Annotated in this window: 12 protein-coding genes; 10 read left to right on the forward strand and 2 right to left on the reverse strand. The window is 56.4% G+C overall.

Going from position 1 to position 12,744, the window contains the following annotated elements; translation table 11 throughout:
* Window positions 1-8: 8 nt before the first annotated feature.
* Window positions 9-950 carry an HTH-type transcriptional regulator MetR gene (gene metR, locus AAGR22_RS01115; RefSeq protein ID WP_067709777.1) on the reverse strand — a complete coding sequence of 314 codons (942 nt, stop codon included), beginning with the start codon at window positions 948-950 and terminating at the stop codon, window positions 9-11.
* Between the two features lie 135 nt (window positions 951-1,085).
* Between metR and metE the strand changes: the two genes are divergently transcribed.
* Window positions 1,086-3,356 carry a 5-methyltetrahydropteroyltriglutamate--homocysteine S-methyltransferase gene (gene metE / locus AAGR22_RS01120; RefSeq protein WP_345829804.1) on the forward strand — a complete coding sequence of 757 codons (2,271 nt, stop codon included), beginning with the start codon at window positions 1,086-1,088 and terminating at the stop codon, window positions 3,354-3,356.
* 115 nt (window positions 3,357-3,471) lie between these two features.
* On the opposite strand, the gene AAGR22_RS01125 is transcribed toward metE, so the two are convergent.
* Window positions 3,472-4,299: a dienelactone hydrolase family protein gene (locus AAGR22_RS01125; RefSeq protein ID WP_067709782.1), complete on the reverse strand. Its 828-nt coding sequence runs from the start codon at window positions 4,297-4,299 to the stop codon at window positions 3,472-3,474.
* 286 nt (window positions 4,300-4,585) lie between these two features.
* Here AAGR22_RS01125 and udp point away from each other — a divergent pair, with 286 nt between their 5' ends.
* The 9 genes from udp to tatD all read left to right on the forward strand — a co-directional run bounded on the left by udp (window position 4,586) and on the right by tatD (window position 12,731).
* Window positions 4,586-5,347 (forward strand): uridine phosphorylase, encoded by a 762-nt coding sequence (gene udp, locus AAGR22_RS01130; RefSeq protein WP_067709785.1) that lies wholly within the window; start codon window positions 4,586-4,588, stop codon window positions 5,345-5,347.
* Between the two features lie 71 nt (window positions 5,348-5,418).
* A complete protein-coding gene (gene rmuC / locus AAGR22_RS01135) occupies window positions 5,419-6,954 on the forward strand; it encodes a DNA recombination protein RmuC (RefSeq protein ID WP_345829806.1) in 1,536 nt (511 codons plus the stop codon).
* Window positions 6,955-7,030: 76 nt separating this feature from the next.
* The gene (ubiE, locus tag AAGR22_RS01140; RefSeq protein WP_067709789.1) at window positions 7,031-7,786 is read left to right on the forward strand and encodes a bifunctional demethylmenaquinone methyltransferase/2-methoxy-6-polyprenyl-1,4-benzoquinol methylase UbiE; all 756 of its coding nucleotides are present in this window, start codon (window positions 7,031-7,033) and stop codon (window positions 7,784-7,786) included.
* A 12-nt stretch (window positions 7,787-7,798) separates the two neighbouring features.
* The gene (locus AAGR22_RS01145) at window positions 7,799-8,404 is read left to right on the forward strand and encodes an SCP2 domain-containing protein (RefSeq protein WP_067709792.1); all 606 of its coding nucleotides are present in this window, start codon (window positions 7,799-7,801) and stop codon (window positions 8,402-8,404) included.
* A complete protein-coding gene (gene ubiB, locus AAGR22_RS01150) occupies window positions 8,401-10,038 on the forward strand; it encodes a ubiquinone biosynthesis regulatory protein kinase UbiB (RefSeq protein WP_067709794.1) in 1,638 nt (545 codons plus the stop codon). The genes AAGR22_RS01145 and ubiB overlap by 4 nt, the downstream gene beginning before the upstream one ends.
* Window positions 10,039-10,148: 110 nt before the next feature.
* Entirely contained in the window at window positions 10,149-10,400 is a 252-nt protein-coding gene (gene tatA, locus AAGR22_RS01155; protein WP_067709797.1) for a Sec-independent protein translocase subunit TatA, read from the forward strand.
* A 3-nt stretch (window positions 10,401-10,403) separates the two neighbouring features.
* Window positions 10,404-11,102 (forward strand): Sec-independent protein translocase protein TatB, encoded by a 699-nt coding sequence (gene tatB, locus AAGR22_RS01160; protein ID WP_345829810.1) that lies wholly within the window; start codon window positions 10,404-10,406, stop codon window positions 11,100-11,102.
* A 2-nt stretch (window positions 11,103-11,104) separates the two neighbouring features.
* The gene (gene tatC, locus AAGR22_RS01165) at window positions 11,105-11,863 is read left to right on the forward strand and encodes a Sec-independent protein translocase subunit TatC (protein WP_067709801.1); all 759 of its coding nucleotides are present in this window, start codon (window positions 11,105-11,107) and stop codon (window positions 11,861-11,863) included.
* An 82-nt stretch (window positions 11,864-11,945) separates the two neighbouring features.
* A complete protein-coding gene (gene tatD / locus AAGR22_RS01170) occupies window positions 11,946-12,731 on the forward strand; it encodes a 3'-5' ssDNA/RNA exonuclease TatD (RefSeq protein ID WP_067709804.1) in 786 nt (261 codons plus the stop codon).
* Window positions 12,732-12,744 lie beyond the last annotated feature (13 nt).

The following is a 12,744-nucleotide window of genomic DNA, read 5'->3' on the forward strand; positions in this document are numbered from 1 at the left end:
AAAGGTACTCAGGATGAGATATTCGACTGGGGCAGGGGCGTGCCGGGAAGGGAGGCATCCTTCACGCGCGGCAGGTTATCGCAGGCGTGCTGGCGAGCCGATCGAATAAACGCCTCCACAACCGGCTGACGCTGCTCACCGTCCCTGACCGCCGCATATAAGCGGCTCCAGAGACCTTCACCCAGGGTTTTGGTCACCACCAGGCCCTGATGTTCAAAACTCTCCACCACCCAGTGCGGCAGCGCGGCAATACCCATTCCTGCAGACACCATCTGGATCAGTAACAGCGTATTGTCCACGCTTTTCAGGGCCGGACTGATACCGGCGGGCTGAAGAAAATGGCGCCAGATATCCAGTCGCTGGCGCTGGACCGGGTAGATCATCAACACCTCATTCGCGAGGTCTTCAGGTGAAATATGTTCACGCCGGGCGAGAGGGTGATCGGGAGAGATTACCAGACGGACTTCAAAATCAAACATCGGCGAGTAGAACAGGCCGCTGCGCGGCAGAATATCCGATGTCAGCACCAGATCCAGCTCCCCCTGCTGCAGGGCCGGCTGCGGGTCGAAGGTCACCCCCGATTTGAAATCCATTACCACCTGCGGCCAGTTCTGGCGAAAGTTGTTCAGCGCCGGGGTAAGCCACTGAATGCAGCTGTGACATTCAATCGCAATACGCAGCGTGGTCTGATGCGGCTCGTGGCAGGCCTGTAGCGCCTGTTGGATCTGTGGCAGGACCTGTTCAGCCAGATTGAGCAGGATCTCTCCCTGCGGCGTAAAGCGCAGCGGCTGACTTTTTCGCACGAATAAACGAAACCCCAGCCGCTGTTCCAAATCACTGAACTGATGTGACAGGGCGGATTGTGTTTGATGAAGCTGTGCTGCCGCTGCGGCCAGCGAACCTGTCGTTCGTAGTGCCTGGAGCGTTCGCAGGTGTTTGAGTTCGATCATGAGAGTCCTTCACATCCACAGTGAACATTTTGCGCTTGTGGTGACTACAGTACCTGCGGATTATAGATGTGTAAACATCTGGACGTCTAAAAGCCTGATTGCAGCGACAACGGGCGGCAAACGAGGAAACTACTGATGACCATTCTTAACCATACACTCGGATTCCCTCGCGTCGGTCTGCGTCGCGAACTGAAAAAAGCCCAGGAAAGCTACTGGGCAGGCAACAGCACCCAGCAAGAATTACTGGCCGTTGGCCGTGAGCTGCGCGCCCGTCACTGGCAGCAGCAGCAGGAAGCGGGCGTGGACCTGCTCCCGGTGGGTGATTTTGCCTGGTACGATCATGTGCTGACCACCAGCCTGCTGTTAGGCAACGTACCGGCTCGCCATCAGAATAAAGACGGCTCGATCGATCTCGATACGCTGTTCCGGCTGGGTCGCGGCCGCGCGCCCGGCGGTGAGCCTGCCGCCGCTGCCGAAATGACCAAATGGTTCAATACCAACTACCACTATATCGTGCCTGAGTTCACTAAGGGCCAGCAGTTCAAACTGAGCTGGACGCAGATCCTCGACGAAGTCGACGAAGCGCTGGCACTGGGCCATAAAGTGAAACCCGTTCTGCTGGGGCCGGTAACCTATCTCTGGCTGGGGAAAGTGAAGGGTGAGCAGTTTGATCGCCTGAGCCTGCTGAAGGACATCCTGCCGGTTTACCAGCAGGTGCTGGCCGGGCTGGCAAAACGCGGTATCGAATGGGTACAGATCGATGAGCCTGCGCTGGTTCTGGAGCTGCCACAGGCGTGGCTGAACGCATTCAAACCGGCTTTTGATGCTTTGCAGGGCAAAACCAAACTGTTGCTGACCACCTATTTCGACAGTGCGGGAACCAACATTGAGACTATCCGCGCGCTGCCGGTACAGGGTTTACACGTCGACCTGGTGCACGGCAAGGATGATATCGCACAGCTGAATAGCCAGATCCCAGCCGACTGGCTGCTCTCTGTCGGGGTCATTAATGGCCGTAACGTCTGGCGTGCCGATCTCAGCAGCTGGTTTGAACGTTTGCAGCCGCTGATCGGCCAGCGCAATCAGCTGTGGATTGGTTCATCCTGCTCACTGTTGCACAGTCCCATCGATTTGAGCACGGAAACCCGTCTGGATGAGGAAGTGAAAAGCTGGTTCGCCTTTGCCCTGCAAAAATGCGCCGAGCTGTCACTGTTAAGCAAGGCGCTGAATAATAACGATCCGCAGTCACTGGAAGCCTGGAGCGCGCCGGTTCGCGCGCGTCATCACTCTACCCGGGTGCATAATGCGACGGTGGGTAAACGCCTGGCGGGCATTACGGCTGAAGACAGCCAGCGTCACAGCGGTTATCAAACGCGCGCCACAGCCCAGCGTGCTCGTTTCCAGCTGCCGACCTGGCCTACCACGACGATTGGTTCATTCCCGCAGACCACCGAGATCCGCAGCCTGCGACTGGACTTCAGGCAGGGTCGCCTGGACGGTAGCCACTACCGCACCGGTATCGCTGAACATATCAAACAGGCGATTAAGGAGCAGGAAAGTTTAGGTCTGGACGTGCTGGTGCACGGCGAAGCCGAGCGTAACGATATGGTGGAGTATTTCGGTGAAAACCTGGATGGCTTCGCCTTCACTCAAAATGGCTGGGTCCAGAGCTATGGTTCCCGCTGCGTTAAGCCGCCGGTGATTATTGGTGATATCAGCCGCCCACACCCCATTACCGTGGAGTGGGCGAAGTACGCGCAGTCCCTGACGGATAAGCCAGTCAAAGGCATGCTTACCGGCCCGGTAACCATTCTTTGCTGGTCTTTCCCACGTGAGGATGTTTCCCGCGAGACCATTGCCAAACAGATTGCGCTGGCGCTGCGTGACGAAGTGGAAGATTTGGAGAAAGCGGGTATCGGCATTATTCAGATTGATGAGCCTGCGCTGCGGGAAGGTCTGCCGCTGCGCCAGTCTGACTGGGCCGCGTATCTGGCGTGGGCCGTGGACGCCTTTCGCCTGAACGCCGCGGTGGCGCAGGATGATACGCAGATCCACACGCATATGTGCTACTGCGAGTTCAATGACATCATGGACTCCATCGCGGCGCTGGATGCGGACGTGATCACCATTGAAACCTCACGCTCTGACATGGAACTGCTGGAATCATTTGAAGAGTTTGACTATCCGAACGAAATTGGTCCGGGCGTTTACGATATTCACTCCCCGAACGTGCCTGACGTGGAAGGCATTGAGTCGCTGCTGCTGAAAGCCGCAAAGCGTATTCCAACCGAACGCCTGTGGGTGAATCCGGATTGTGGCCTGAAAACCCGAGGCTGGACCGAAACCCGCCAGGCGCTGGCGAATATGGTTAAGGCGGCGCAGAACCTGCGCAACGCTAAAGCATGAGCAGGGCGTTAGCGTTAGCAAGGCAGAACGCTAACGCCTGATTGCGACTTAGCGCGACAAAGGTCGCCGATGGCTAAGGCCCCGTGGATCGGGAGATCCCCGGGGCTTTACTGTCCTATTCCACGCCGTACTGGCGGAACCAGGCCAGCATCCGCTGCCAGCCGTCTCTGGCTGACTCCTGATGATAGCTGGGCCGGTAATCGGCATTAAAGGCATGACCGGCATCCGGGTAAACCACAATCTCTGCGTCCGCATTGGCCGCGCGCAGCGCCTGACGCATGGTTTCTACGCTCTCAAGCGGGATCCCGTCATCCTTGCCGCCGTACAGTCCCAGTACCGGCGCGTTAAGGTCCACGGCCACATCGACCGGATGCTTCTGCTGCTTCAGGGTTTTTTCACCCACCAGTTTGCCGTACCAGGCAACGCCTGCTTTCAGCTGCGGGTTATGCGCGGCATAAAGCCAGGTAATACGCCCGCCCCAGCAGAATCCGGTAATCGCCATATTGCGCATATCACCGCCGTTGCGTGATGCCCAGTTTGCCACATGGTCAAGATCGGCCAGCACCTGGGTATCAGGCACCTTGCTAACCAGCTCGGAAAACAGGGTCGGAATGTCGCTATACTCTGACGGATCCCCCTGACGGAAATAGAGTTCTGGCGCGATAGCCAGATAACCCTCAACCGCCAGACGGCGACAGATATCCCGAATATGCTCATGGACGCCAAAAATTTCCTGAACCACCAAAACGACCGGAAGCGGACCTTTTGCGTGGCGGGGGCGGGCATGGAAGGCGGGCATATTTTCGCCCTGAGTAGGAACAGAGGTTTCGCCGGACAGGATATCGGCGCTGTCGGTCAGGATCGTGGTGGAAGCGGTGGGCGATACCGCGGGAGTGAACCCATTGTTGCTCAATTTTTGAGTCATATTATCTTCGGTTTTCATTGTCCTCTCCGTGCATGCGTTAGCGCAATCAGCTAACTATAGCCAGGATTGCGTCCAGACCAGGTGACCGGGCTTTACTTCTCTTTAACACTGGCAGCGCGGAGCCAACAGGGTCAATCGGTTCCCTGACGGGGTGGAGAGTCCTAAAATGCGACATATATCACTCTTATCGTTATTTTTCCTGTAACTTTCATTATGTGTAGTGAGATTAGTCACATAAATAGGTGCGACATTCTTTTATCGTACAGCATTGTTACCTATCCCTTTTCTCTAGCAGGAGTATCACATGGCGCAGTCAGATGTTTTCCACCTCGGTATTACCCGGGCTGACCTACAGGGCGCAACGTTAGCGATTGTGCCGGGCGATCCTGAGCGGGTGAAAAAAATAGCCGCCCTGATGGAGAACCCTGTGCACCTGGCTTCTCACCGTGAATTCACCACCTGGCGCGCAGAGCTTAACGGTAAAGCCGTGGTTGTTTGCTCGACGGGTATTGGCGGGCCTTCAACCTCTATTGCCGTGGAAGAGCTGGCGCAGCTTGGCGTGCGCACGTTTCTGCGCGTAGGTACCACCGGCGCTATTCAGCCAGATATCAACGTCGGCGACGTGCTGGTCACCACCGGTTCGGTTCGTCTGGACGGTGCCAGCCAGCACTTTGCGCCGCTTGAATTCCCGGCCGTGGCGGATTTCAGCTGCACCACCGCCCTGGTGGAGGCCGCTAAGGCCGCCGGTGCTAAAACGCATATCGGTATCACCGCCTCGTCTGACACCTTCTATCCCGGTCAGGAACGCTATGACACCTTTTCAGGCCGCGTGGTGAGCCGCTTCCAACATTCGCTGAAAGAGTGGCAGCAAATGGGCGTGCTGAACTATGAGATGGAGTCCGCCACGCTGCTGACTATGTGCGCCAGCCAGGGGCTGCGGGCAGGCATGGTTGCCGGGGTGATCGTTAACCGCACGCAGCAGGAAATTCCTGATGCAGAAGCGATGAAGCGCACCGAGAGCGACGCCGTACGTATCGTTGTTGAGGCAGCCCGCCGCCTGGTGTAACGTTTTGTCTGGACATTCATACAGTGCGCCTCTACCTTTTCCTCCAGACATGATCGGGACGGAGGACGCCTGTGGATGCAACAACGATATACAGCGTAGGGATCGGGCTGGCTGGCCTGCTGGCAGGCTGGCTGTTGGCCTGGTTTCGGAGCGAGCAGCGCTTTTCCCGCCAGGAAACCGAACGGCAGTTACTGATGCAGGCGGCGGATCAGCTCCGACAGGAGCGCGATCGCCTGCATCAGCAGCTTGAAAATCAGCAGCAAACGCAAAAACAGTCTGAGGCAGAATTACGCCAGCTACACGGTGGGCTGTCGGCTGCGCAGGAAAAACTGCATCACCTTGAACACTGGCGTAATGAAAGTGAGCAGCTCAGCCGGGAGCTGCGTAATCAGCTGGAGGTCAATAGCGCTCAGGAAGTTGAACTGAGAGAGATGACTATCCGTCTTGAAGAGACGCGCATGGCTGCGGAAGAGAAGCAGCGCCTGCTGGTTAACAGCGAGCAGCGGCTTAACGCCCAGTTTGAGAACCTGGCAAACCGCATTTTTGAGCACAGTGGCCGCCGGGTGGACGAGCAGAACCGACAAAGTCTGAACGGTCTGATCACCCCGCTGCGTGAACAGCTGGAGGGGTTCCGTCGCCAGGTGCAGGAGGGGTTCGGCCAGGAAGCGCGCGAGCGCCACACGCTTTCCCACGAGATCCGCAACCTGCAACAGCTTAATGCGCAAATGGCGCAGGAAGCGATCAACCTTACCCGCGCGCTGAAAGGCGATAACAAAACGCAGGGTAACTGGGGCGAAGTGGTGCTCAGTCGGGTGCTGGAAGCCTCGGGACTGCGTGAGGGGCATGAGTACGAGACGCAGGTCAATATCCAGCTGGAGCAAAATGCCAGGATGCAGCCCGATGTCATCGTCCGACTGCCGCAGGGTAAAGACGTGGTGATTGATGCCAAAATGACCCTGGTGGCCTACGAGCGCTACTATAACAGCGAGGATGACGCCTCCCGCGAAGCCGCCATTACGGAACATATCACCTCAATCCGCGGGCATCTGCGCCTGCTCAGTCGAAAAGATTATCAACAATTACCCGGTTTACGCTCGCTCGATTATGTGTTGATGTTTATCCCCATCGAACCGGCTTTCCTGCTGGCCATTGACCGCCAGCCGGAGCTGATTAACGAGGCGCTCAATCAGAACATCATGCTGGTGAGCCCGACCACGCTGCTGGTTGCGCTGCGCACCATCAATAACCTGTGGCGCTATGAACATCAGAGCCGCCATGCACAGCGCATTGCCGACCGCGCGGCGAAGCTTTACGACAAGATGCGGCTGTTCGTGGATGATATGACGTCGATGGGGCAGAGCCTGGATAAGGCGCATGAAAGCTACCGCCAGGCAATGAAAAAGCTGTCCGAAGGGCGAGGGAATCTGATCGCTCAGACCGAAAGCTTTCGTCATCTGGGGGTGGAGGTGAAGCGGCCAATCAACCCCCGTCTGGTCGATCAGGCGATGCCGGAATCGCCTGAAGATCCCGGTGATGACGAAACGGATGAGCCGATCGAAACAGAAGCCGCGATGGGCTTTAATCCCGCAGCAGGCGTAAGTGAATAAGCGGCCAGGCAACGTGCCTGACCTGCGGGACTCTGATACACTTGATTGATAATTGATTGCAGAGCAGGCAAAACAAATGGCAGATGAATCAAAGGACACCACCCATTTCGGCTTCCGTACCGTAGCGAAAAGCGACAAAGAGGAAATGGTCGCTGACGTTTTCCACTCCGTTGCGGCTAAATATGACCTGATGAACGATCTGATGTCGTTTGGTATCCACCGCATCTGGAAGCGATTCACCATCGACTGTAGCGGCGTGCGCAGGGGCCAGCGCGTGCTGGATCTGGCGGGTGGAACGGGCGATCTGACGGCGAAATTCTCGCGTCTGGTGGGTGACACCGGTGAGGTGGTGCTGGCGGATATCAACAGCTCAATGCTAAAGGTCGGCCGCGAAAAGCTGCGTAACAACGGCATTATCGGTAACGTCAGCTACGTCCAGGCCAACGCGGAAGCGCTGCCTTTCCCGGACAACTATTTCGACTGCATTACCATCGCCTTTGGCCTGCGCAACGTGACCGAAAAAGAGAAGGCGCTGGCGTCGATGTTCCGCGTACTAAAGCCGGGTGGCCGCTTGCTGGTGCTGGAGTTCTCGAAACCGGTGCTGGAACCGCTTAATAAAGCGTATGACGCATACTCATTCCATATCCTGCCGCGCATTGGCGAGCTGGTGGCGAAGGATGCCGGAAGCTATCGCTATTTAGCCGAGTCCATCCGCATGCATCCGGACCAGGAGACGCTTAAGCAGATGATGGCGGACGTGGGTTTTGAAAATACCACCTACCATAATCTTACCGGTGGCATTGTTGCACTGCATCGTGGATTCAAGTTTTAAACAGGAAAGCGAATGACCTTAACGCCGCTGTTAACCGCAGGGCTGGAAACGGCGCTAAATAAGATACTGTATCGCGACCGTGGCCTGAAAGCGGCGCGCCAGCGCCTGTCCGGCAAAAGCCTGCGTATTGAGCTGGCTGAAATAACGCAGCCCTTCATTTTTATCTTCAGTGAGAAGCAGGTTGATGTGCTGTCTGAATGGAGTGATACGCCGGATTGCACGGTGAAAACGCGCCTTGCCACGTTGCCTAAGCTGCGTAACCGTCAGCTGCTCACCGGGCTGATCCGCAGCGGGGAGCTGGAAGTAGAGGGCGATTTGCAGGTGGTGCAACACTTCTCGGCGCTTATCGATCTGGCTGAGCTTGATCCGGCTGAATACCTGTCGCCGTGGATGGGCGATGTTGCTGCTCACGGTATCAGCCAGTTTGGCCGTCGCGGCCTGCAATTTATCCAGGGTGATATTCAGCGTAAGCAACGTTATCTGGGTCAGGCGCTGACCGAAGAGTGGCGTCTGGCACCCGGCGCGCTGGAGATTGCCTGGTTTGCCGAAGAAGTTGACGCCGTCGGGCGCTCTCTGGCGGCACTGGAAGCGCGTATCGACAAGCTGGAGGTCAAATGAGTTTCGGAGAACTCCGCCGTCTTTACTTTATCATCAGCGTATTCCTGAGCTACGGTCTGGACGAATTTATCCCAAAAACCCGCCTGGCGCTTCCGCTGATCCTCTGGCGCAAATGCCTGTTCTGGATCCCCAACCGCCATAAAAATAAGCCGGTTGGCGAACGCCTGCGGCTGGCGATGGAGCAGCTTGGCCCGGTATGGATCAAGCTTGGCCAGATGATGTCCACGCGTCGCGATCTGTTCCCGCCGCTAATTGCCGACCAGTTGGCAATGCTCCAGGACCGCGTGGCACCGTTTGATGGGGTACTGGCTAAGCAGCAGATTGAAGTCTCGCTGGGCTGCCCGGTTGAAACCCATTTTGACGATTTTGACATTACGCCGCTGGCCTCTGCCTCCATCGCTCAGGTTCATACCGCCACGCTGCGGGAGAGTGGTCAAAAAGTGGTGATCAAGGTGATTCGCCCGGACATCCTGCCGGTGATTAAAGCGGATATGAAGCTGATCAACCGCATGGCACGCTGGGTTCCACGACTGCTGCCGGACGGGCGACGCCTGCGACCGCAGGAAGTGGTGGCGGATTATGAAAAAACGCTGATTGACGAGCTTAATCTGCTGCGTGAGGCGGCCAATGCGATTCAGCTGCGACGCAATTTTGACAGCAGCAAAATGCTCTACGTGCCGGAAGTCTACTCGGATTACTGTAGCGAAAACATGATGGTCATGGAGCGCATCTACGGTATTCCCATTTCGGATGTCGTGGCGCTTGAGCAGCACGGCGTTAATATGAAGCTGCTGGCAGAGCGGGGCGTACAGGTGTTCTTTACCCAGGTGTTCCGCGACAGCTTTTTCCACGCGGATATGCATCCGGGCAATATCTTTGTCAGCTATGACCATCCTGAAGACCCGCAGTATATTGGTATTGACTGTGGAATTGTGGGGTCGCTGAACAAAGAGGATAAGCGCTATCTGGCGGAAAACTTTATCGCCTTCTTCAACCGCGATTATCGTAAGGTCGCCGAGCTTCACGTTGATTCCGGCTGGGTTCCACCCGATACCAACGTCGAAGATTTTGAGTTTGCGATTCGCACCGTCTGCGAGCCGATTTTTGAAAAGCCACTGGCGGAAATCTCCTTCGGCCACGTGTTACTGAATCTGTTCAACACCGCGCGCCGCTTCAATATGGAAGTTCAGCCGCAGCTGGTGCTGCTGCAAAAAACGCTGCTCTACGTTGAAGGGGTAGGGCGGCAGCTCTATCCCCAGCTCGACCTGTGGAAAACGGCAAAGCCCTTCCTCGAAGAGTGGATTAAAGATCAGATCGGCATTCCGGCCATCGTCCGGGCGTTGAAAGAGAAAGCGCCTTTCTGGGCGGAAAAGCTGCCTGAGCTACCGGAGCTGTTCTACGACAGCCTGCGCCAGCATAAACATTTGCAGCACAGCGTTGATAAGCTCACTAACGATCTGAAAAGCGAGCGGGTGAGGCACAACCAGTCCCGCTATCTCTTCGGCATTGGCGCGACGCTGCTGCTGGCCGGGACGGCGGTTTTACTGACCCGGCCTGACTGGGATCTGTTCTCCGCAGCAATGATCGCCGGTGGTCTGGTGAGCTGGCTGATAGGCTGGCGCAGAACCGACTGATTGTCACGAAAGGTAAAGAGGCCCCGGCCGTGGGGGTTAGCGCATCGTCACCGCGGCCGTAGCTGTTATATACTGCAAAACGGGCATTACAACTCATCTGAGGCAAAATTATGGGCGGTATCAGTATCTGGCAATTATTAATCATTGCCGTCATCGTAGTTCTTCTGTTTGGTACCAATAAACTGCGTAATCTGGGTTCCGATCTCGGGTCTTCCATCAAAGGCTTCAAGAAAGCCATGGGTGATGAAGACGAGAAAGAGAAAGAAAAAAATCATGCTCATGATGCTGATTTCAATGCCACTCTGGCAGACAAACAGCAGACGGAAGCGAAGAAAGAAGACGTTAAGAACGACAAGGTATAATCCGTGTTCGACATAGGCTTTAGTGAACTGATACTGGTTTTCGTTATCGGGCTGGTGGTGCTGGGTCCCCAGCGTTTACCTGTGGCGGTGAGAACCGTCGTGGGCTGGATCCGCGCGCTTCGTTCGATGGCATCCAGCGTACAAAATGAGCTGGCGCAGGAACTTAAGCTACAGGAGCTACAGGACAGCCTGCGTAAAGTGGAAGAGGCCAGTAAGAACAGCCTCACTCCCGAGCTGAAGGCCTCGATGGAGGAGCTGAAGCAGTCGGCTGAATCCATGAAACGTTCCTACCTGGGCGAGAATGAAAAAGCCGACGATGTGGCTCACACCATTCATAATCCGCTGGTGAAAAACGCGGAAGCGGCGCACGAAGGCGTCACGCCAGCAGAAGCCGAACATCATGTGAGCGCGCCCGCACAGGCACCCGAGCAGGCTGAGGCTAACGCTCATCCTGCTGTCGCGCCTGAGGCTGCGTTCAACGCTCAGTCCGCGCACGATGCTGCCGTTCAGGCATCTGAGCAGCCGGAGGTTTATGTGCAACCGGCATCAACGGTCGGGGTGACCGCACAGGCCGCTGCGCCCGCTCAGTCACCTGCACCCGTCAGCGCGGCATCCGCAACCACGGCAGCAGTGACGGGCGATGCTCCTCACCTCTCAAGCCGTGCCCCTGCATCCACCACTCAACCGGGCAATAAGCGATAACCATGGCTGTTGAAGATACCCAACCGCTTATCAGTCATCTGATTGAACTGCGTAAGCGCCTGCTGAACTGTATTATTGCCGTATTGGGCATTTTTATGTGCCTGGCCTGGTTTTCCAACGATATCTATCAGCTGGTCTCTGCCCCGCTGATCAAACAGATGCCGGCTGGAGCCAGTATGATTGCCACCGACGTGGCTTCACCGTTTTTTACCCCGATCAAACTGACGATTATCGTCTCGGTCTTCCTGGCCGTACCGGTGATCCTCTATCAGATTTGGGCGTTTATCGCGCCAGCGCTCTACCGTCATGAACGCAAACTGGTTATGCCGCTGCTGTTTTCCAGTTCATTCCTATTCTATATCGGCATGGCTTTCGCCTATTTTATTGTCTTTCCGCTGGCCTTTGGCTTTTTCGCCAAGACGGCACCGCAGGGCGTACTGATTGCCACCGACATCAACAATTATCTCGATTTTGTGATGTCGTTATTTATGGCCTTCGGTGTCTCTTTCGAGGTGCCGATTGCTATCGTCCTGATCTGCTGGACCGGTCTGACGACCCCGGAAGATTTGAAAAAAAAGCGCCCGTACGTGTTGGTGGGTGCCTTCGTGGTGGGGATGCTGTTAACGCCGCCTGACGTCTTCTCGCAAACGTTGCTGGCTATTCCGATGTACTGCCTGTTCGAGATTGGCGTTTTCTTCGCACGCTTCTACGTGGGCAAACGGCGCCGGGACGATCTACAGGAAGAGGACGAAGCAGAGTGACAGAGAGGCTCTGATCCAACGCCTTGCGTTCAACTCAATTTCGTAAACCGCCCGTCAGGGCGGTTTACGTTTGGAATACGGTATGTTTGATATTGGTGTAAATCTGACCAGTACCCAGTTCGCGAAGGATCGTGACAGCGTAGTAAAACGTGCTCAACAGGCGGGGATTACTGGCCTGCTGCTGACCGGTACCAACGCACTTGAAAGCCAGCAGGCACAAAGCCTTGCCGCCCGCCGCCCCGGCTACTGCTGGTCTACCGCCGGTGTCCATCCTCATCATGCCGCCGAATGGTCTGCTGAAACGGCTGCCACGCTCAAAAGGCTGGCGGAGAGTGAGCAGGTGGTGGCCATCGGCGAGTGCGGTCTGGACTTCAACCGCAATATTTCTGAGCCTGAGCAGCAGGTTTATGCATTCAATGCGCAGCTGAAGCTCGCTGCTGAACTGGCGATGCCGGTTTTTCTCCACTGTCGTGAAGCCCATGACCGCTTTCTTGACGTATTGACGCCATGGCTGCCAATGCTGCCCGGTGCGGTGGTTCACTGCTTTACCGGGACACAGTCAGAGCTTGAAGCCTGTCTGGCGGCGGGCCTCTATATTGGTATTACCGGTTGGGTGTGTGATGAACGGCGCGGTACAGAATTGCGTAGCCTGATGCCGTTAATTCCGGCCGACAGGTTGCTGCTGGAAACGGACGCGCCCTGGCTGCTACCCCGCGATATGCGACCCAGGCCCCCCTCAAGGCGCAATGAGCCCTGCTTTCTTCCTCATATAGTGCAGCAGGTTGCCGCGCTAAGGGGAGAAGAAGCGGAGAGTCTGGGGCAGCAGTGTGACCGCAACGCGCGCCGGTTATTCCGGCTGGCGGAGTAGGGCTGGATGGCCT

The sequence above is a fragment of the Erwinia sp. HDF1-3R genome (genome assembly GCF_039621855.1).
Classification (GTDB): Bacteria; Pseudomonadota; Gammaproteobacteria; order Enterobacterales; family Enterobacteriaceae; genus Erwinia.